The organism is Promicromonospora sp. NPDC050880, from assembly GCF_044456525.1.
Classification (GTDB): Bacteria; Actinomycetota; Actinomycetes; order Actinomycetales; family Cellulomonadaceae; genus Promicromonospora.
Genome location: NZ_JBITFV010000002.1, coordinates 307,144 through 326,777, shown reverse-complemented (window position 1 = coordinate 326,777; position 19,634 = coordinate 307,144). Strand labels below are relative to the sequence as shown.

Below are 19,634 nucleotides of genomic sequence, written 5' to 3'. Positions count from 1 at the left end.
TCGTCTTCAAGTGGCAGACCATACCCGGCATATCCGGGGGGACTAACTTTCACCCGGCATATCCGGTATAAAGGTCGCCGCAAGGGGACCGCGGAACTCGTCCGACGTCGTGCTGGCCGTGCCCACACAACGATTCGAGGGGCACGCACGTATGGAATACACCGAGCTGTCGGCCTACGACCTGCCGGCCGGGACCGTGACGTCGTGGACACCGCGGGCCGACGCGGGGCGCTGGCAGCAGGACCCGCGCGACTTGTCCCCGGGCCACGAGGCCCACCTGCGCGACTCCGAGCCGGGCTCGTGGATCGGCTCCGTGCTGCGGGTCCCCGGCCCGTACGAGCCGGAGTCCCTGCGGCGGGCGATCCACGCCTGGATGAGCCGTCACGAGGTGCTGCGCACCACCGTCACGCGGGACGGGACCGGCTGGCGCCGGGTCACCGCGCCGGCCGAGGCGGTCACCGTCCGGGACCTGGTGGTGGGCGACCTGAGCGCCGGCCAGGTGGCCGCGCTGCTGCCCAGCCTGCTCGCCGACGTCTCGCCCACGGCCTGGCCGCACTGCGTGCTGGCGAGCGTCGTGCCGGAACCCGGCGCCTCGGACGGTGCCGGCTTCGTGCTCGCCTTCGGCGCCGACCACTCGGTCATGGACGCCTACTCCCAGCTCCTGTGGTTCGAGGAGATCGTCTCGCTCTACGACGCCGCCCGCCGCGGCGTGCCCGACGCCGAGCTGCGCGCGCTGGAGGTGGGCTCCCACGTCGACTTCTCCGCCGAGGACCGCAAGCTCGCCATGACGCTCGCCCGCGAGGGCGAACCCGTGCGCCGCTGGCTCGACTTCCTCGGCCCGGACGCGGCCTTCCCGCGCTACGCCGGCATCACGCGCCCCGCCGCCGACGCCGCCGAGGCGGCCCGCCCGCAGGCGTCCCGGTCGGAATGGCTCGCGAGCGCGGACCAGACCGACGACCTCAGCGCCCGCAGCCGCGCCCGCGGGGCGTCCGCCCAGTCGGGTGTGCTGGCGGCGTTCGCGCACGCCGCACGCCGGGTGCACGGCCTGGACCGGCTCCGGTTCGTGCTGCCGATGCACACCCGGTACGCGCCCCAGCACGCGTCCGCCGTCGGCTGGTACGTGGGCCTGTGCCCCGTGGACCTCGACCTGAGCGGCACCGGCCCGCTGCTGCGCGACGTCGACGGCCGGCCCGGACCCGCCCGGGTGCTCGACGGCGACGCCCTGACCACCGCCGTCGAGCGCGTGCACGCCGCCGTCTCGGCGGGCAAGCCCCTGGTGCGCTACTCGTTCGCGCGGGTCGCGGAGCTGGGCGGCATCGCCGACAGCCCGCACTTCGCGGTGTCCTACGTCGACACCCGGTTCGTGCCCGGGGCCGAGCGCTGGAGCTCGTGGGCCGCCCGCACCCTGCGCAGCCCCGCCTACGGCACCGACGAGCTCTACCTCTGGTTCCTGCGCACCCACGACGGGCTCAACGTGTCCACCCGGTACCCCGACACCCCCCAGGCGCACGCCGCGATGGACGCCCTGGTCGCGGAGCTGCGCACCGTGCTGCGGGCCTTCGGCACCGCCGGTCTGCGGGAGGCGGTCGCATGATCCTCGGCGCCATGGGCACGTGGACGACGGCACCCGGCCAGGTGCTGCACGTCCGGCCGACGGCGGCCGCGCTCGCCGCCGCGGCGTCCGCCCCGGTGGACCCCGGCCCGCCGTCGTTCCTGCAGGGCGACCACCTGCGCGCCTACGCGGCGCGCCGGTCCTCCGGCGGGCGGCACCGGGCCTGGACCGGCACCGCCACCCGTCTCGACGGGCCGTTCGACGGCGCCGCCCTCGCGCGGGCGCTGACCCGGTTCGTGCGGCGGCACGAGGGCCTGCGCACCTGGTTCGACGTCGATGCCTGCGCCACCGGCGGGGACCCGGTGCGGCACCTGGTCCCGGCGGACGCCGTGGGCTTCGAGGTCGTGGACGTCCCCGCGTTCTCGCCGGCCCCCGGCCGGTCGTGGGACGAGTGGCTGACCGGCCACCTCACCGCGACGTTCGACGCCGCCTGCCGGCCCGACGGGTGGTCGCCCTTCGCGCTCGGCGCCGTCGTCACGGACGACGGCTTCGGCCTGTTCTGGGGGTGCGACCACGCCTTCACCGACGGCGCGTCCCAGCTCATGGTGCTCAGCGAGCTCGAGGAGCTGTACGGGCAGGAGCTCGGTGTGCTCGACGCCGCTGCTCCGGAACTCGCCGCTGGGGAACCCGCTGCTCCGGAGCCCGCGACCGCCCGCTCGTTCCTCGACCACGCGCGCGCGGAGCACGCGCTCGCCGCGGCGACGCCGCCCGACGCCCCGGAGATCCGGGCCTGGGCCGACGCGGTGACCGCGCACGGCGGGCGCCTGCCCCGGTTCGCGCTCGACCTCGGCCTCGCGCCGGGGGAGACGGCGCCCGTCCGGATCCGCTCCACGACGCTCCTTGATGCCGGCGGGCTCGCGCGGCTGGACGAGCTGGCCGCCGCGCACGGCGCGCGGTTCACCGGCGCGGTGTTCGCGGGGATCGCCCTCACCGACGCGCGGCTGACCGGCGCCACCGACTGGTTCGGGGTCACCGTGGTGGGTTCGCGGGGTCCGGGCTTCGAGACCGCGCAGGGCTGGCTGTGCAACTTCGCCCCGGTCGCCTTCCCGGTGGCCGGCGGGGGCGTCCCGGCGTCGTTCACCGACGTGCTGCCGGCGGCGGACGCCGCGTTCCGCAGCGCGCGCAAGGTCGCGGCGGTGCCGGTGCACGCCGCGCTCGGCGTCATGCTCGCGGGCGGCGTGCTCGACCCGGCCTCGCTCGGCAGCCCGCAGCTCATCAGCTACCTCGACCTGCGGCGCTTTCCCGGCGCGGGGCGGCCCGCCTACGACAACGGCCTGCACTTCACGGGGGAGGGCCGCACCGCGAACGCCTCCCTGTGGGTCAACCGGGACCACGAGCGGCTCTACGTCGTGATGCAGACCCCGGACGTCCCCTCGGCGCAGGCGGCGGCCGACCGGTACGTGGCCGAGCTGACCGCGACGTTCGAGGCCGCGGTGGGCGGTGCCGCCGGGGCGGCCGTGGGTGGCGCGGCTGCCGGCGGCGCGGGGGTCGAGCGCCTGGAGGCGACCGGTGCGGGTTCTCTCGGCTGACCTCTGGGAGCCGGCGCCGGGCCAGGTGGTCACCTGGGACGTCACGCCGGGGGCGGGGCACGTGCCGGGACCGGCGGTGCCCACCTACAACCAGCGCAACCACCTGCTCGGCGCCCGCGGGGGCGAGCCGAGCGTGTGGATCGCCGCCGCGTTCGACGTCGCGGGCCCCGTGGACCGTGCCGCGCTGGAGGGGGCCTTCCGCGACCTGGTGGCGGCCCACCCGGGCCTGCGGGTCGAGGCGGTGCGGCGCCCCGACCCGGAGGCCGTGGGGCTGGTGCGGCACGACGCCGACGCGCTGGCCTGGCGTGCGTACGAGGGCCCGGTCACCCGGACGGCCGACGAGACCCGGGCCCACCTGGTGGCCGAGCTGTCCCGGCGGTGCGCGCCGTTCGGCTACCCCGCGTTCCTGCCCGCCGCGATCAGCCGGGCGGACCGGTCCACGGTCGTGCTCGGCCTGGACCACCTGCACACGGACGCCTGGTCGACCACGGTGATCGTGGACGAGCTGGCCGCCCGGTACGCCGAGCGCGCCGACGGCGCCCGCATGGCCGTCCGCCCCGCCCGTCTCCTTCCCGCCGATCCGGCCGGCCTCCCGTTCGTCGGCGCCGACGACCCGCGCCTGGCGACCTGGCAGGGCTTCCTGCGCGAGCGGGACTGGGCGCTGCCCACGTTCCCGCTGCCGCTCGGCGTGCCCCACGGCGAACGGGCGCCGCAGCGCACGGTCGTGCGCACGCTGGCCGACGCCGCGACCGCCGGCGCCGTCGCCGCCCGGGCCCGCTCGGCGGGCGCGTCGACGTCGGCGGCCGTGCTGGTCACGCTCGCCCGCGCGGTGGCGGACCTGGGCGGGCCGGCGACGCTGGAGACCCTGCTGCCCGTGCACACCCGTGCGGACGACGCCGCGCGGCGCTCGGTCGGGTGGCACACCACGACGGTGCCGCTGCGGATCGACTCCGGCACCGGGCACCCGTCCGCGCGGGCCTGGGCCGCACCCGCGGGGGACGCGCAACGCACCGTGCCGGACACCGCGCTGGCCGAGACCGGCAAGGCGCTGCGGGCGGCGCGCGAGCTGGCCGCGGTACCGCTGGAACAGGTCGTCGGGACGCTGCCGCAGCCGCTGCGGTTCCCGCGCAGGGACATCTTCCAGGTGTCCTACCTGGACTACCGGCGGCTGCCCGGCCACGCGGCGGCCGCCGGGAGCCGCGCGCACCACGTGTCGGCCGCGACCCGGGCCGACGACCTCCAGGTCTGGGTCTCCCGCACGGACGACGGCCTCGCCGTCCGCGCCCGCATGCCCCGCACCGCCACGGCGACACAGGTGGTCGACGCGCTGCTGGACCGCTGGGCCACGATCCTGGCCGAGCTGGGCTGACCGCCGGGTGCACGGGCCGGGCGCCGTCGGAGGCGACGGCGCCCGGACCGCCGTCCTACCCTGCCTCCATGCCTACCCACGACGTCCGCACGCTCACCGAGGGCAGGGCTGTCGCGGCCCTGGCCAACCCGGCGCGCTCCCGCCTCCTCGACTCGCTGACGGCCGAGGGGCCGGCCACCGCGTCGGTGCTGGCCGAGCGGACGGGGCTCGCCGTCGGGAGCATCAGCCACCACATGAAGGTGCTGGCGTCCGCCGGGCTCGTCGAGGAGGCCCCGGACCTGGCCCGCGACCGGCGTGAACGCTGGTGGCGCCGGGCGGCGCGGTCCATCACCTGGGGCCGGTCCACGCTGCCGCCCGACGCGGAGAGCCAGCGGCAGGCCGTGGCCGCCGAGGAGTTCATGCTGGCGCGGCAGGTCGAGCGGGCGCGCGCCTGGCTGGAACGCCCCGAGCAGGACGACGAGTGGACCAGGGCCGAGCTCTCCACGGACAGCTGGCTGCGCCTCACCCCGGACGAGCTGCAGGAGCTGACCGACGAGGTCAACGACCTCGTGCGGCGGTGGAAGGAGCGGGGAAGCACGGGGCAGGCCGAGGGGAGGGCTGAGCACGTGTTCCTCTTCGCGCGGGCGTTCCCGTCCCGTCCCTAGTTCGACAAGGACTGTTGTACAAGAAGTCTTGTAGATATAGTCTGGCCGCATGACGACGATCGCGCCCTCGCGGGCGGTCCTGCCCCTCGCGCGCAACCGGGCCTTCGGCCTCCTGTGGCTGGGCGAGGGCGTCAGCGTGGTCGGCAACGCGACGACCTCGGCGCTCCTGCCGCTGCTCGCGGTGACGCAGCTCGACGCCGGACCCGCCTGGATGGGCCTGATCACCGCCGCGGCCTGGCTGCCCTGGCTCGTCATCGGGCTGCCGGTCGGCGCGTGGGTCGACCGGCTCCCCGCCCGGGCGGTGATGATCGCCGCCAACCTGGCCGCCGCGGTCTCGCTCGGGAGCGTGCCGGTGGCGTTCGCGCTCGGTGCCCTCACCCTGGTCCAGGTCGCCGTGGTGGCCCTGGTGGGCGGCGTCTGCACCGTGTTCTTCCGCACCGCCTACCAGGTGTTCCTGCCCGAGGTGGTGCCCGCCGGCCAGCTCGAGGCGGCGAACGCACGGCTCTTCGGCACCGAGTCCGCGGCGAACGTGGCCGGCCCCGGCCTCGGTGGTCTGCTGGCCCAGTGGCTGACGGCGGCGGTCGGGCTCGCGCTCGACGCCGCCACGTTCCTCTGGTCGGCGGTGTGCCTGTGGCGCATCCAGGTGGCGCGCCCGGCCGCCGCGGAGCCGGGCCCGGCCGGGTCGCTCGCGGCGCGGATCCGGGAGGGCGTGGACCTGGTCCGCCGCGACCGCTACATCCCGTGGCTCGTGGGCATGGGCGGGGCGTCGAACTTCGGGCTGACCGGGTACGGGGCCCTCCTGGTCCTGTTCCTGGTGCGCGACCTCGGGCTCACGGAGGCCGGCGTCGGCGCGGTGCTCGCGGCGGCCGGGGCCGGTGGCGTGCTCGGCGCCGTCGTCGCGCCGTTCCTGAGCACGCGCCTCGGCAGCGGGCGGGCCTCCACCGTCCTGCTCGTGCTCTCCGGCCCGGCGGCCCTGCTGGTGGGTGCCGGCCTGCCGGGCTGGGGCGCGGCGATCAGCGGGGCCGGCGGGTTCCTGGTCGGCCTGTGCGTGGTGTCGGGCAACGTGATCCGCAACGCGTGGCGCCTGCGCTACGTGCCCGCCGGCCTGCGGGGGCGCGTGATGACGGTGATGCAGGTGGTGAACTTCGGCACCATGCCGGTGGCGGGCGTGGTCGCGGGGTGGCTCGGCGGGGTGCTCGGCGTCCGCGAGACCATCCTGCTCATGGCGGCGGTGCACTGCCTCGCCACGTGGAGCGTGCTGGTCTCGCCGCTGGCCAGGCTGCGCGCCCTCCCGGAAGGCACCCTGGGCGGCTGACGCCCCCACGGTGTCCGACGACGAACGCGGGGGTAGTTGCGCTCACGGTCCGGAGAGCGCAACTACCCCCGCGTTCGTGCGGGTCGGGACGTCGTCAGGCGCCCGCGGTGACCTTCTCCGCCGCGGTGAGCTGCGCGGTGTCGTAGTCCGCGCCGCCGCCGAGGCTCGGCATCATCGAGGTGAGCTGCGGCTTCCACGTCGCGTAGTTCTCGGGGAAGCAGCGCTCCAGCAGGCCGGTCATCGCGGAGACGGCGGTCGAGGCGCCCGGCGAGGCGCCGAGCAGGCCGGCGATGGTGCCGTCGGCGGAGGCCACGACCTCGGTGCCGAACTCCAGCACGCCGCCCTTGCCCTTGACCCACTTGATGACCTGGACGCGCTGGCCGGCGGTGATCTTCTCCCAGTCGGCCGGCTGCGCCGTCGGCATGAACCGCTGCAGCTCGTGGAACTTGGTCTCCGGCGCGGCCGCGACCTGGCCGATGAGGTAGCCGGTGAGGTCGAGGTTCTTCACGCCGGCGCCCAGCATCGAGAACACGTTGTGCAGGCGCAGCGACGTGATCAGGCCCAGGTACTTGCCCTTCTTGAGGTACTTGGGGCTGAACCCGGCGTACGGGCCGAACATGAGGTAGCCCTTGCCGTCCACGATGCGGGTGTCCAGGTGGGGCACGGACATCGGCGGGGCGCCGACGTCGGCCTTGCCGTAGACCTTCGCGTTGTGCTGGGCCACGAGCTCGGGGTTCGCGGTGCGCAGGAACTCGCCGGAGATCGGGAAGCCGCCGTACCCGCGGGCCTCCTTGATGCCCGAGGCCTGCAGCAGCGGCAGCGCGCCGCCGCCGGCACCGACGAAGACGAACTTCGCGGTGACGGTGCGGCGCCGGGTGCCGGCGTTCCAGGTGCGGTCGTTCAGGGCCAGGCGCCAGCGGCCGTCCCGGAGCTTCTTGAGGCCGCGCACCTCGTGGTTCAGGTGCAGCTCGGTGTTGTGGGCGGTGGCGAAGCCGACCAGCTTGCGGGTCAGGGAGCCGAAGTCGACGTCGGTGCCCGCAGCGGCGCGCGTGGCGGCGATGGGCTCGTCGGCGTCGCGGTCCAGGGTCATCAGCGGGGCCCACGTGCCGATGACGGCGGGGTCCGTGCTGAACTCCATGTCGCTGAACAGCGGGTGGGCGCTGAGCGCGTCGTAGCGGCGGCGCAGGAAGTCGACGTTCTCGGCGCCGCGCACGAACGTCATGTGCGGGGTGACGTTGATGAAGTCGGTGCCCTCCATCAGGCCGGCGGTGAGCAGGTGGTTCCAGAACTCGCGGGAGGTGTGGAACTGCTCGTTGATCTTCACCGCCTTGGAGATGTCCACGGAGCCGTCCTTGCGCTCCGGCGTGTAGTTCAGCTCGCAGAGCGCGGAGTGGCCGGTGCCCGCGTTGTTCCACGGGTTCGACGACTCGAGCGCGACCTCGTCGAGGCGCTCGTAGATCCCGATACGCCAGGTCGGCTCCAGGATCGTGAGCAGCGCGCCGAGGGTGGCGCTCATGATCCCTCCGCCGATCAGCGCGACGTCGACCTCTTCGGAAGGACGCGGGGCTGTCTGGAGGTATGAAGTCACGGCAAGAACGATAGCGGGCTTGTGAAAAGCGGAACGAGCGCTGTGGCATGAATCACGTGATACGCGCCGTGACGTCTCTCACTCGGCGGCCGTCCGGCGCGACCGCCCGGCGGTCTCAGCGCACCGGCTGCGGGGCCAGGACCGACAGGAGCTGGAGCTTCTCGTGGCTCTCGCTGCCCGGTACGGCGGTGTACACCATCAGGGAGTGCACCTGGCCCGGGTCGACCAGCCGCTGGCAGTTCAGCTCGAGCGCCCCCACCTCGGGGTGCACGAAGTGCTTGACCTCGTGCGGGCGCACCCCGATCTCGTGCGCCTCCCACACCTCGCGGAACTCCTCGCTCTGCTTCAGCAGCAGGGCGGCGAGCTCCGCGGCGCGCGACTGCGGACCCCGCATGGTCACCAGCTCGCGCAGCCCCGAGGCGTACATCCGCGTCAGGAAGGCGTGCTCGTCCGGTGCGTAGAGGTCGCGCGCCCCGGGGTCGGTGAACCAGCGGTACCCGGCACTGCGGGCCGGACCGGTGAACTCGGTGGTGCACCCGGTCAGCGCCACGCCCATCGGTGTCTGGCGCAACGTCTCGCCCAGCTCGGTGACGATCTCGGCGGGCGTGTCGTCGAGCCGGTCCAGGATGCGCAGCAGGCCCGGGCTGATGTGCGCGCTGGTGCTGCCGCGCGGCGGCGGGTTGTGGCCGGCCAGCCGGAACAGGTGGTCACGCTCGTCGAGCGACAGGTGCAGTCCCTGCGCGATGGACGCGATCATCTGCTCGGACGGCTGCGGGCCGCGCTCCCGCTCGAGCCGGGAGTAGTAGTCGGTCGACATGTTGCACAGCACGGCGACCTCCTCGCGGCGCAGCCCGTTCGTCCGCCGACGCCGGCCTCGCGGCATGCCCACGTCCTCGGGCTGGAGCTGCTCACGGCGTCGGCGGAGGAACTCCGCCAGCCCGGTGCGATCGATCACGGTGTCCCTCTCGTCGAGTCCTGCCTCGTTTCTACCCCGTGCCCGGCGGTCCAGCCACGGCCCGCCGATCCCCCCATACGGCGTGAGCGGTGGCCGTACGGCGTGAGCGGTGGCCCGGCGAGCCTGTGATCGCCAGGTCCTGGATAGGTCCTGACGCCCCGCCGAGGATCGGTGCCGTGGCCCGAGCGGGCCGCGAGCACCACGACAGCCGTCACGGCAGGGAGCAGAACAATGCCACGCACATCGATCGACATCACCGTCCCGGACCTGACCGGCAGGCGCGCCGTGGTCACCGGCGCCAGCGACGGCATGGGCCTGGGCATCGCCGCACGGCTCGCCGCCGCGGGCGCCGAGGTGGTCATGCCCGTCCGCAACCCCGCCAAGGGCGAGGCCGCCATGACGCGGATCCGGCGGGTCGCGCCGGGCGCGCGGGTCTCGCTGCGCAGCCTCGACCTGTCCTCGCTGGAGAGCGTCGCGGCCCTGGGCCAGACTCTCCGCGGGGAGGGCGACCCGATCCATCTCCTCGTCAACAACGCCGGCGTGATGCGGCCGCCCCGGCGCCTGACGACCGCCGACGGGTTCGAGCTGCAGCTCGGCACCAACCACCTGGGGCACGTCGCGCTCGTCGCCCAGCTCATGCCCCTGCTGCGGGACGGCGGCGCCCGGGTGACGTCGCAGGTCAGCGTCGCTTCGGCCAGCGGCTCCATGCACTGGGACGACCTGAACTGGGAGCGGTCGTACGACGTCATGCGGGCCTACCGGCAGTCCAAGATCGCCCTCGGCCTGTTCGGCCTGGAGCTCCAGCGACGCAGCGAGGCCCACGGCTGGGGCATCACCAGCAACCTGTCGCACCCCGGCGTGGCGCCCACCAGCCTGCTGGCCGCGCGGCCGGAGCTCGGCCGCGGCCAGGACACGCCCCACATCCGCCGGATCCGCTGGCTCTCCGAGCACGGGATCCTCCTGGGCACCGCGGAGACCGCGGGCCTGCCCGCGCTCATGGCCGCCACCGACCCGGCCGCCCGGCCCGGCGCCCTGTACGGCCCCAGCGGCCCCGGCACCCTCGGCGGCCCGCCCGCCGAGCAGCGGATGCACCGCCCGCTGCGCAGCCTCACCGAGGCGGCCCGGGTGTGGCGCGTCTCCGAGGAGCTGACCAAGGTGGCCCTCCCGGCCGCCTGACCGGCTCGCGCCGAGCAGCACCACCCGAGCAGCACCCACCCGAGCAGCGCCCATCCCGCCCCCGAGTACCCGACCCGAGCACGTCGAGCCCCCAGGAGCAGCCCATGAGTTCCGTCCCCCGTCCGGCCGCCCGCCCCCGGAGCCCGTGGTGGGTGGTGGTCGGCGCGGGCACCGCGAACGCCGTCGGCCCGCAGCTCTACCTGGCCACCACCGGCGTGTTCGTGCTGCCGATCGTCGAGGACACCGGATTCAGCCGCACGACGGTGACCGGCGCGTACTCCGTGGCCGCGGTCGGCATGGTGATCGGGCTGATCGTGGTCAGCCGGCTCGTGGACCGGTACGCCGCGCGGTACATCCTGGTGCCGTCGTTCGTGCTCTTCGCGGCCTCGATGGCCACGATCGGCCTGACGCCGCCCGTCGAGGCCGTCTACTTCGTGCCGTGCTTCCTCGTCGGGTTCTTCGGCGCCGGCACGGCGGTCCCGGCCACGCGCGTGGTCGTGGGCTGGTTCGACAACAACCGGGCGCTCGCCGTCGGCGTCGTGACCGGCATCATCGGCCTGGGGGCCGCGCTCGGTCCCGTGCTCGCCGGGGCGCTCATCGACAGCGTCGGCTGGCGGCAGGCCTACGCCGCCATGGGGGTCGTCGCGGCCCTGGTGTCCGTCACGATGATCACCCTGTTCGTGCGGGGCCGTGCCGAACGGCACGTCCGCGGACGCCTGGTCGCCGAGACCCAGGCCGGCGACCGCGACGTGCGCCTCGAGCTGCCCGGCCTCACGTTCGCCGAGGCGCTGCGCACCCGGCAGTTCTGGGGCATCGCGCTCGGTCTGGGCATGGTCGGCGTGGTCGTGGTCGGGCTGCAGGTGCACCTCGTGCCGATGATGACCGACCGCGGCCTGAGCGCCGACCAGGCGGCCCAGCTCCTGGTCGTCTTCGGCCTGGCCTCGCTCGTGGGGCGCGTCCTGGGCGGCATCGTCATCGACCGCGTGCACGGCGCGATCGTCGGCCCGGTCGTGATGCTCGCCCCCATCGTCGGCATGCTCTTCCTGTACCCGCCGTTCCCCACGGCGGCCGTGGCGGTCGCGTTCATCGGCATCGCGTTCGGCATCGAGGGCGACCTGCTCGCCCTGCTCATCACGCGGTACCTCGGCATGCGCAGCTTCGGCCAGATCGTGGGCCCGGTCCAGGCCGTGTTCATCCTGGGCAGCGCCTTCGGCCCGCTGCTCCTCGGGCTCGGGTACGACGAGCTCGGCTCCTACGACCCGGTCATCCCGGTGCTGATGGGCGTCCTGGTGACCGGCGCCGTGCTCATCGGCACCCTGGGCCCGTACGTCTACCCCGCGGTGCGCGGCTTCGACCGCCTCGCGGCCCGCGACGAGCTGGCGGCGGCCGAGGTGCTCAGCGACCTCGCCGGGGGAGAGGGCGAGCGGGTCGTGCCGGGGGTGCGGCAGGCGTCCTGACCCCCCGGCCGGGGCCGGTCACGGCCGGTGGTCGACGTCGGTCCCGCCGCCCAGGTCCGTGCAGTCGACGGCCCGCACCCCGTGCTCGCGCAGGTACGGTCCGGCGCCGGTGTCCCCGTGCACCGCGTCGGCCAGCGGCCCCCAGTGGGCACGGCCGACGAGTACGGGGTGCCCGGGATCGCCGGCATACGTGGCGCGCGCCAGCGTGCCGAGGGCGGCCTGCTCGGTGAGCGTCCCCAGCACCCGGCGCACCGCGTCGGGCCGCAGGCCCGGCAGGTCCACGAGCGTGACGGCGGCGGCCACCGCGCCGGTGCGCCCGGCCTCCGCCAGGCCGGCGCGCAGGGACGCCGCGACACCGTCCGACCAGCCGGCCGCGACCACCGGGCGCGCGTCGGCCGGCACCAGCACCCGGGCCTCGTCGGCCCGTGCCCCGAGCACCACGACGACGTCCGAGCAGCCGCCCTCGCGCAGCGCCCGGCAGGCGAGCTCCAGCCACGGGGTGCCGTCGTCGTCGCGGACCAGGGCCTTGGGTATCCCGAACCGGGTGCCGGCCCCGGCCGCGAGCACGATCCCGACGACGTCGGGCGGGCCCGCCGGGCCGGGGGCGTGTGGTGCTGTGCCTCTCATGCGAGGAACCTAACCGGCCCGGCCCTGCACAGCCTCGGACCGGCAGGCCCTGGACACGGCGGTCCGTGTCCAGAGGCCTGCGGACCGTACGGGGTCAGCGGCTCGACGTGGGCCACGGCCCCAGCTCGGGCAGCTCGCCCGGCAGCGGGGTCGCGGGCACGCGCCCGGCCAGCCACACCGTGACGTCCCGCGGGTCGCCCGCGATGTCGTCCACCGCGACACCGTCCGGCAGGCGCACGGCCAGGAACGCGCGCAGGTGGCCGCACAGCGTGTCGTCCCACGTGCCGTACCCGATCGGCGCCGCCGTGCCGGACGTCGCGTCGACGGCGTGGATGCGCACCTCCCGCCACCAGGCCAGGACGCAGCCCGACAGGGGTCCGTCGCGGTAGCCGCTCGGGGCGTCCCACAACGGCGACGCAGGGGCCGGCCAGGTGCGCGACAGGTCGTCGCGCAGGCGCGACAGCACCTCCAGGTGCTCGTCGAGCGCGCGGCCGGACCCGGCCTCGATCGCCGCGTCCCGCGCCGCGCGGCTCGCGTAGACCGGGACCACCTCGCCGCGCTCGGCGGCCCGGGCCTGCCCCAGCAGCGCGGCACCCACGCCCGCGACATGGGACAGCACGTGCCCGCGGGTCCAGCCCTCCAGGGTCGATGGCCCCGCCAGGTCCTCGGCGGTCAGGTGCCCGACGGCGGACACGAGCGCGTCCAGGCCGGCAGCCGAGTCGGTCAGGGCGTGCGGGACGAGGTCGGCGGCGGTGCTCACGGGGGATGTCCCTTCGTCGGGGGCGGGGTGGGTCGGGATCACGGCCACAGCAGACCGGCGGACCAGCCGCCGGCGTCGGCCCGGTAGAGCAGGCGGGTGTGCGGCCCGTCGTCGGGCGCCTGCCAGAACTCGACGCTCACCGGCGTCAGCACGTAGGCCGTCCAGTCCGGCGCGGCCAGCCCCGGGTCCGCGGTGACGGCGCGCAGGGCCTCCGTGAAGGCCGCCACGTACTCGTCCCGTGACCCCAGCGGCTCGCTCTGCCGGTTCACCAGGCCCGCGGCGCGCGAGGCGTCCGGACGTGCCAGGAAGTCGGCACGGCTCACCTCGGCCCCGGCCGACGCCGCACTGCCCGTCACCTTGACCTGCCGGCCCAGCTCGGGCCAGAAGAACGTCAGCGCGGCGTGCGGGTTGGCCGCCAGGTCCTGCCCCTTGGGCCCCGAGGACTGGGACGCGAACCACCACCCCTGCGCCGTCACGTCCTTGAGCACCAGCGTGCGGGCGTGGACTCGCCCCGCGGCGTCGGCGGTCGAGAGGGTGGCGGCGTGCGGGGCCAGCAGGCCCGCGTCGATCGCCTCGTTCAGCCAGGCTTCGAACAGCTCGTGGGGCGTGCCGGGCGCCGCGCCCGGGTCGAACACCGGCAGGCCCGGCCGGGCGAACGCGGGCAGCGCGCGGAGGCGCTCGCGGAGGGTCACATGCTCTCCTTCTCGGTCAGCAGGCCGACGAAGCCGCGCACCGCTGCGGTGAGCGCGTCGGGATCCTGCGTGGCGCGGGCCAGGACGTAACCGCCCTGGATGATCGCGAGGGCGGCGTGCGCGCGGTCGCGCGCGACCTCGTCGGGCAGGCCCGTCTCGCGGAAGATCGCGGTCAGCTCGCGGAGCAGCCGCACGAAGTAGGCGGTGAGCACGTCGCGCAGGCCCTCGTCGTCCATCACGGCCTGGTCGGACGTGTGGCGGCCGATCCTGCAGCCCGCCAGGGCGTCCCGTGGCCGTTCGAGGTAGGCGATCACGCGCTGGACGGCGGGGGAGTCGCTGCGCAGGGTCCGCATCGCGCGGGCGAGCGCGTCGTCCACCGTGGCGCCGACGGCGGCCACCGCGAGGTCGTGCTTGGTGGGGAAGTGGTGGTAGAGGCTGCCCTGGCCGACGCCCGCCGCGACCAGCACGGCGCGCGGGCTCGTGGCGCCCACACCCTGGGTGGCGAAGAGGTCCTGCGCGGCGTCGACGAGCCGGTCGCGGGCTGTGGCCGTGGTCATGGCGGCACCATACCTACCTCCAGGTATGGTGACAAGCGGGCAGTGCCCGGACGTCGGCGGGCGCCGTCGTCAGAACAGGGTGAGGACGCCCAGGACGCCGACCGCCAGGGCGAGGGCGAGCGAGACCGTGATCAGGACGGCGTGCACGGTACGGAACCGCGTGGCCCGGCCCTCGGCGTCGCGCGACCGCGGGTCGGCGGCGATGCGCTGCCAGAACCGCGGCCAGATGACCAGGTTCCAGAGCGCGGTGACGACGAGGACGACGGACCAGCCGGCAGGAATCTCCACCCGCCGATTATCCGCCGCCGGGGACGGGGGAGGATCAGAAGTAGTCGCGGACGTGGAGCTGACGGCCCGCGAAGAGGGTCGTCAGGGGCGCGTCGTGGGTGTCCGGGCCGGTCAGGTGGCCCCCGAACCGCAGGTTCGCCGCCGACTGCACGCCCGCGTACAGCAGCGCCAGCCCGTTCGCGGTGAGCACGGGCCGCTCGTGGTGCGCGTCCTCGACGGCGACGTCGTCCTGCTCGACGTGCGTGACGCCGTCGGACACGGTGAGCGTCCAGGTGCCCGTGAGGTCGGCCGGGCCCCGGACGGCGAACGGGACGCGCACGCCCTCCAGCGGGGACTCGATGCCGCGCAGCGCTCCGGCGACGTCCAGGACCCGCAGCATGTACGGGTGCGCGGAGTGCACGGTGGTGGTCAGGTCGGGGAGCACGAGCCAGGCGGGGTCCAGCCCCGACGTCGACACGCGGGCCGTGCCGACCACCGTCGAGAAGCTGCCGACCGTGCGCCACAGGGCGCGGGCGGCGTCCGGCGTGAGGGCGATGAGGTCGTCGACCTCCATGACCGCCGTGGCGGGCGTGTACCCCTCGCCGCGGATCCAGCTCGCGAAGCCGACCACCTCGCCCGCCGGACCTGCGGCGCCCCGCTCGTCGATCGCGAGCGTGACGCCCGTGTAGTCGGCGAAGAACTTCTCGGGCGGGGTCCAGAACGGCTTCTCGGCTCGCGAGACGGGCCCGTTCTGCCGGGCGGCCCAGGCGCGGTGGACGGCGACGACGGCATCGAAGTCGGCCACGCCGGCCCTGCGGGTGACCACGCCGTCGGGCACGGCCACCCGGCCCAGGTTCGGCAGCGGCACGTCGACGTCGTCGAACGAGCCGACCACCTCGTACCCGAGCCCCCGGTAGATGCCGGGTGCGGTCGGGTAGAGCGTCGAGATGGTCTCGCCGCCCTCGCGGGCCTCGGCCAGGGCGGCCGCGAAGAGCCGCGCGAGATGCCCCGAGCCGCGTCGCTCGGGCTCGACGGCGACCCCGGCGACGCCCGCCGTCGGCACCTGCGCGCCGTGGAACCACGACGTGAACCCGTACACGCGCAGGCGGGCGGCCAGGTCGTCGCCGTCGAAGGCGCCCCACTCCCGGAAGCCGGCGGCCGTCCACTCCTCGCGCGTGGGGACGGCGCGTCCGCCGTCGGGCGCGCCGAACGCCTCGCCGCCGAGGCGGGTGTAGGCGGGCTGGTCGTCGTAGCCGACGGGGCGCACGGTGATGCTCATGGGAGCGACCCTAGGGAACGGGCGGGGCCGCCTGCGAGCCCAAAAAGCTCAGTCGCCGAAGTACGCAACCAGGTCCTCGGCGGGGTGCGGGCGCACCAGCGGCGTGCGCGTGACCTCCAGCGGCTCGGGCGTGAGCAGGCTCGGCAGCTCGGCGTCGGCGGTGCGGTTGCCCGGCGTGATGCCGTCGTCGCGTACGAGGTCGCGCTGGAACATGACGGCGTCGTGCCACTGGCCGTGCTTCCAGCCGATGCGCTCGAACGAGCCGGCCCGCTGGAACCCGGCGGCCTCGTGCAGGGCGACGGCGGGGTCGTTCGGCAGCACGATGCTGGCCACCACGCGGTGGTAGCCGCGCCGGGCGAGCCGCTCCAGCAGCGCGTCGTACAGCGCGCGGCCGGCGCCGCGGCGCTGGTGGTCCGTGGCCACGTAGACGTTGGTCTCCAGCGTCCAGCGGAACGTGGGCCGGTCGGCGAACGGCTTGGCGTAGGCGAAGCCCGCCACGACCCCCTCGGTCTCCAGCACCAGCCAGGTCTCCCGGCCGAAGAACCGCTCGATGCGGCGCGTCATCTCGCGAGCGTCCGGCGGGGTGGTCTCGAAGGTCGCCGCCGAGTCGGCGACGAAGGGGGCGTAGATCCCGGCGCAGGCTGCGGCGTCGTCTGGTGTCGCGACGCGGACGATGCGGTCCATGCACGGATCCTGCACCGCAGCGGTGCAGGGCGATGATCGCAGCGCCGAATTGACGGCGGTGGGTGCAGCGGGTAGGTGCCGGGCGGGCGGGTCAGCCGGGCTCGCCGGCGGGCGGCGCCCCGCCGAGCTCGGGCACGAGGTCCTTCTGGAGGCGCATGACGTCGCGCCACCGGCCGTGCTTCCACCCGATGCGGCGCAGCGTGCCGACCACCTCGAAGCCGAGCGCCATGTGCAGGCCCAGGCTGGCGTCGTTCGGCAGGGCCAGGCCCGCCACGAGGCGCCGGTAGCCGCGTTCGGCCAGCCGCTCGAAGAGCGCCTCGTAGAGCGCCCGGCCGGCGCCGGTCCGGCGTCGGCCCACCTCCAGGTACACGCTGGTCTCGACGGCCCAGCGGTAGGCCTCGCGCGCGGAGTACGGGCTGCCGTAGGCGAAGCCGACGACGTCGCCCGTGGCCCGGTCCTCGGCGACGAGCCAGGCGTGGCCGGCCGCGTAGCCGGCAATGCGTCGGGCCATCTCGGCGGTGCCGGGCGGCTCGGTCTCGAAGCTGACGTGGGTGTGGCGCACGTAGAAGCCGTAGATGTCGGCGCAGGCGGCCGCGTCGTCGGCGGTCGCGGGGCGGATCGTCAGGTCCATGGTCCGATGGTGCCGCATCGCCGGGTCCGGGCGGTGCCGGCCCCGAGGCGGCGCGGGTGTCGGTGGCGGGGCATAGCGTGTGTCTCGTGACCACGCTCCAGCGGCGAGTGCTCCTCGTCGCGATCCTCGGCTCGTTCGTGTCCTTCCTCGACGGCACGGTCGTGAGCGTCGCGCTGCCCGCCATCGCGCGGGAGCTCGGCGGCCCGGGCGCCGAGGGCCTGGCGCTGCAGCAGTGGGTGGTGGACGCGTACCTGGTGACCCTGGGTGCGCTGATGCTCGTGGCGGGCTCGGTGTCGGACGTCTACGGGCGCCGGCGGGTGCTCGCGGTCGGGCTGGTGGGCTTCGCCGTGGCCTCCGTGCTGTGCGCGGTGGCGGTGACGGGGCCCGTCCTCGTGGTCGCCCGTGCGCTCCAGGGCGTGGCGGGCGCCCTGCTGGTGCCCAGCTCCCTGGCGCTGATCGTCGCGACGTTCTCCGGCGAGGCGCAGTCCCGCGCGATCGGGCGGTGGACGTCCTGGACGACGGCGGCGATGATCGTCGGCCCGTTCGTCGGCGGCATGCTGGTCGACTTCGTGTCGTGGCGCTGGGTGTTCTGGATCAACGTGCCCGTCGTCGCGCTCACGCTCTGGCTGCTGCGCGGTGTCCCTGCCGGGGAGGGCGAACCGGGCCGCCGGGTGGACGTCCCGGGCGCCGTGCTCGCCGCGCTCGGGCTCGCGGGCGTGGTGTTCGGGCTCATCGAGGGCGACCGGCTCGGGTGGACCTCGCCCGGCGTCCTCGTGTCGGCGCTGGGTGGTGCCCTGCTGCTGGTGGCGTTCGTCATCCACCAGCGGCGGGCGGTCGACCCGATGCTGCCGCTGCGGCTGTTCCGGGCGCGCAACTTCGCGTGGGGCAACCTGGCCACCACGGCCATCTACGGCGCCCTCTCGCTCGGCGGGTTCGTGCTGACGCTGTTCCTGCAGCAGGTCGCCGGGTACTCGGCCACCTGGTCCGGGGTGGCGCAGCTGCCGACCACGCTCGCGATGATCGCGCTGTCCGCGTGGTTCGGCACCCTGTCCGGCCGGTACGGGCCGCGGCTGTTCATGACGGTCGGGCCGATCGTGGCCGCGGGCGGGTTCCTCCTCATGCTCGCGATGGACGAGACCGCGTTCTACCCGACGCAGGTGCTGCCGGGCCAGCTCGTGTTCGGGCTCGGTCTCTCGATCACGGTGGCGCCGCTGACCGCGGCCATCCTCGGTGCCGTCCCGCCCCACGACGCCGGGATCGGGTCGGCGGTCAACAACGCGGTCGCCCGGGTGGCCGGGCTGGTGACGGTCGCGTTCGCGGGCATCATCACCGGCGGCGTGCTCGACGTCGCCTCGTTCCACCGTGCCCTGCTCGTGACCGCGGCGCTGCTGGTGGCCGGCGGTCTGCTCTCCCTGATCGGCATCCGGAACCCGCGCGAGATCGATGCGGACCAGACCCTGGTCAAACCTACTTAGGTATGCCTAACCTCAGTGCATGGGATACAAGGGACGCAAAGCGGTCGATCCGCATGTCGTCATGGCTGAGGTCGTCAACACCAAGCGCGTCACGCCCAGCATGATGCGCGTGACGCTCGGCGGTGACGGGCTGGCCCAGTTCACCCCGGCCGGGTACGACCAGTGGTTCCGCCTCTTCCTGCCCCGCGCCGGCCAGGACATGCTGCGTCTGCCCACCCGCTCCTCCGCCCTCTGGTACGCCGAGTACCTGACGACGCCGAAGGCGCGGCGCCCCTGGGTCCGCAACTACACCGTCCGCGCCGCGCGGCCCGACCTGAACGAGATCGACGTCGACTTCGTGCTCCACGGCGACGGCGACCAGCACCCCGGCGACGCCCACCCGTCCGGGCCGGGCGCCGGGTTCGCGGAGGCGGCCGAGCGGGGCGCGCGCGTGGGCCTGCTCGACCAGGGAATCGGCTACGACCCACGGCACGCGCACGACTGGACCCTCCTCGTCGCCGACGAGTCCGGCCTGCCCGCCGTGGCGGGCATCTGCGAGTCGCTCCCGCGTGACGCCCGCGGGATCGCCGTCGTCGAGGTACCCACCGCCGAGGACCGGCAGGAGGTCCGGGCTCCGGCCGGCGTGGAGCTGCGCTGGGTGGTGCGGGACGCCGCCGACGCGGTGCCGGGCCAGGCGGCGCTCGCAGCGCTGTGCGAGCTCGACCTCGCCGGGGCCGGCGGAGCGGTGCACGCCTTCGCCGTCGGCGAGTCGTCGCTGGCCACGGGCGCGCGCCGGTACCTGGTGGGGGAGTGCGGGGTGCCGAAGACGCACGTGGACTTCGTGGGCTACTGGCGGCACGGGCGCTCGTCCCCGGGGTGATGCCGGTGGCTTGGCGCCGGAGCGCGACTCGGAGTGACGTGGTGGGGGGGGGGGGGGGGGGGGGGGGGGCCCCGGCGGGGGGGGCCCCCCCCCCGGGGGCGGCCCCCCCCCGCGCCCCCCCCGGGGGGGGGCGGCGAGCCCCCCCCGGGGGGCGGGGA

Annotated in this window: 19 protein-coding genes; 9 read left to right on the top strand and 10 right to left on the bottom strand. The window is 75.1% G+C overall.

What is annotated here, in order from left to right:
• Positions 1–151: 151 nt before the first annotated feature.
• The 5 genes from ACIBBF_RS05370 (at position 152) to ACIBBF_RS05350 (ending at position 6,469) form a co-directional block, all read left to right on the top strand.
• The gene (locus tag ACIBBF_RS05370) at positions 152–1,594 is read left to right on the top strand and encodes a condensation domain-containing protein (protein ID WP_397411267.1); all 1,443 of its coding nucleotides are present in this window, start codon (positions 152–154) and stop codon (positions 1,592–1,594) included.
• The gene (locus tag ACIBBF_RS05365; RefSeq protein ID WP_397411265.1) at positions 1,591–3,141 is read left to right on the top strand and encodes a hypothetical protein; all 1,551 of its coding nucleotides are present in this window, start codon (positions 1,591–1,593) and stop codon (positions 3,139–3,141) included. Before ACIBBF_RS05370 ends, ACIBBF_RS05365 begins: the two co-directional genes overlap by 4 nt.
• On the top strand, positions 3,122–4,510 hold the full coding sequence (locus ACIBBF_RS05360; RefSeq protein WP_397411263.1) for a hypothetical protein: 1,389 nt from the start codon (positions 3,122–3,124) through the stop codon (positions 4,508–4,510). The genes ACIBBF_RS05365 and ACIBBF_RS05360 overlap by 20 nt, the downstream gene beginning before the upstream one ends.
• 68 nt (positions 4,511–4,578) lie before the next feature.
• Positions 4,579–5,154, top strand: a complete 576-nt coding sequence (locus ACIBBF_RS05355) for an ArsR/SmtB family transcription factor (RefSeq protein ID WP_397411261.1) — start codon at positions 4,579–4,581, stop codon at positions 5,152–5,154.
• Positions 5,155–5,203: 49 nt separating this feature from the next.
• Positions 5,204–6,469 carry an MFS transporter gene (locus tag ACIBBF_RS05350; RefSeq protein WP_397411259.1) on the top strand — a complete coding sequence of 422 codons (1,266 nt, stop codon included), beginning with the start codon at positions 5,204–5,206 and terminating at the stop codon, positions 6,467–6,469.
• A 94-nt stretch (positions 6,470–6,563) separates the two neighbouring features.
• On the opposite strand, the gene mqo is transcribed toward ACIBBF_RS05350, so the two are convergent.
• Together mqo and ACIBBF_RS05340 are read right to left on the bottom strand one after the other, a co-directional pair.
• Entirely contained in the window at positions 6,564–8,057 is a 1,494-nt protein-coding gene (mqo, locus tag ACIBBF_RS05345; RefSeq protein WP_397411257.1) for a malate dehydrogenase (quinone), read from the bottom strand.
• 115 nt (positions 8,058–8,172) lie between these two features.
• Positions 8,173–9,012 carry a helix-turn-helix transcriptional regulator gene (locus tag ACIBBF_RS05340; RefSeq protein WP_397411255.1) on the bottom strand — a complete coding sequence of 280 codons (840 nt, stop codon included), beginning with the start codon at positions 9,010–9,012 and terminating at the stop codon, positions 8,173–8,175.
• A 231-nt stretch (positions 9,013–9,243) separates the two neighbouring features.
• Between ACIBBF_RS05340 and ACIBBF_RS05335 the strand changes: the two genes are divergently transcribed.
• Both ACIBBF_RS05335 and ACIBBF_RS05330 read left to right on the top strand, forming a co-directional pair.
• Positions 9,244–10,188 (top strand): SDR family oxidoreductase, encoded by a 945-nt coding sequence (locus tag ACIBBF_RS05335; RefSeq protein WP_397411253.1) that lies wholly within the window; start codon positions 9,244–9,246, stop codon positions 10,186–10,188.
• Positions 10,189–10,292: 104 nt separating this feature from the next.
• Positions 10,293–11,645, top strand: coding sequence for an MFS transporter (locus ACIBBF_RS05330; protein ID WP_397411251.1), 1,353 nt, complete (start codon positions 10,293–10,295; stop codon positions 11,643–11,645).
• An 18-nt stretch (positions 11,646–11,663) separates the two neighbouring features.
• On the opposite strand, the gene ACIBBF_RS05325 is transcribed toward ACIBBF_RS05330, so the two are convergent.
• The 8 genes from ACIBBF_RS05325 to ACIBBF_RS05290 all read right to left on the bottom strand — a co-directional run bounded on the left by ACIBBF_RS05325 (position 11,664) and on the right by ACIBBF_RS05290 (position 17,142).
• Positions 11,664–12,272: an NTP transferase domain-containing protein gene (locus ACIBBF_RS05325; RefSeq protein ID WP_397411249.1), complete on the bottom strand. Its 609-nt coding sequence runs from the start codon at positions 12,270–12,272 to the stop codon at positions 11,664–11,666.
• Between the two features lie 94 nt (positions 12,273–12,366).
• Positions 12,367–13,032: a maleylpyruvate isomerase family mycothiol-dependent enzyme gene (locus ACIBBF_RS05320; protein WP_397411247.1), complete on the bottom strand. Its 666-nt coding sequence runs from the start codon at positions 13,030–13,032 to the stop codon at positions 12,367–12,369.
• 38 nt (positions 13,033–13,070) lie between these two features.
• Positions 13,071–13,724, bottom strand: coding sequence for a pyridoxal 5'-phosphate synthase (locus ACIBBF_RS05315; RefSeq protein WP_397411245.1), 654 nt, complete (start codon positions 13,722–13,724; stop codon positions 13,071–13,073).
• Entirely contained in the window at positions 13,721–14,281 is a 561-nt protein-coding gene (locus ACIBBF_RS05310) for a TetR/AcrR family transcriptional regulator (protein WP_397411243.1), read from the bottom strand. The genes ACIBBF_RS05315 and ACIBBF_RS05310 overlap by 4 nt, the downstream gene beginning before the upstream one ends.
• A gap of 69 nt (positions 14,282–14,350) precedes the next feature.
• Positions 14,351–14,569: an SCO4848 family membrane protein gene (locus tag ACIBBF_RS05305; protein WP_397411240.1), complete on the bottom strand. Its 219-nt coding sequence runs from the start codon at positions 14,567–14,569 to the stop codon at positions 14,351–14,353.
• 34 nt (positions 14,570–14,603) lie between these two features.
• Positions 14,604–15,827: an enhanced intracellular survival protein Eis gene (gene eis / locus ACIBBF_RS05300; RefSeq protein WP_397411238.1), complete on the bottom strand. Its 1,224-nt coding sequence runs from the start codon at positions 15,825–15,827 to the stop codon at positions 14,604–14,606.
• A 48-nt stretch (positions 15,828–15,875) separates the two neighbouring features.
• The gene (locus ACIBBF_RS05295; protein ID WP_397411236.1) at positions 15,876–16,511 is read right to left on the bottom strand and encodes a GNAT family N-acetyltransferase; all 636 of its coding nucleotides are present in this window, start codon (positions 16,509–16,511) and stop codon (positions 15,876–15,878) included.
• 91 nt (positions 16,512–16,602) lie between these two features.
• Positions 16,603–17,142 (bottom strand): GNAT family N-acetyltransferase, encoded by a 540-nt coding sequence (locus ACIBBF_RS05290; RefSeq protein ID WP_397411234.1) that lies wholly within the window; start codon positions 17,140–17,142, stop codon positions 16,603–16,605.
• Between the two features lie 86 nt (positions 17,143–17,228).
• On the opposite strand from ACIBBF_RS05290, the gene ACIBBF_RS05285 reads away from it, so the two are divergent.
• Positions 17,229–18,617 carry a DHA2 family efflux MFS transporter permease subunit gene (locus ACIBBF_RS05285; RefSeq protein WP_397411232.1) on the top strand — a complete coding sequence of 463 codons (1,389 nt, stop codon included), beginning with the start codon at positions 17,229–17,231 and terminating at the stop codon, positions 18,615–18,617.
• A 61-nt stretch (positions 18,618–18,678) separates the two neighbouring features.
• Positions 18,679–19,476, top strand: coding sequence for a siderophore-interacting protein (locus ACIBBF_RS05280; protein ID WP_397411230.1), 798 nt, complete (start codon positions 18,679–18,681; stop codon positions 19,474–19,476).
• The last annotated feature ends 158 nt before the right edge of the window (positions 19,477–19,634 follow it).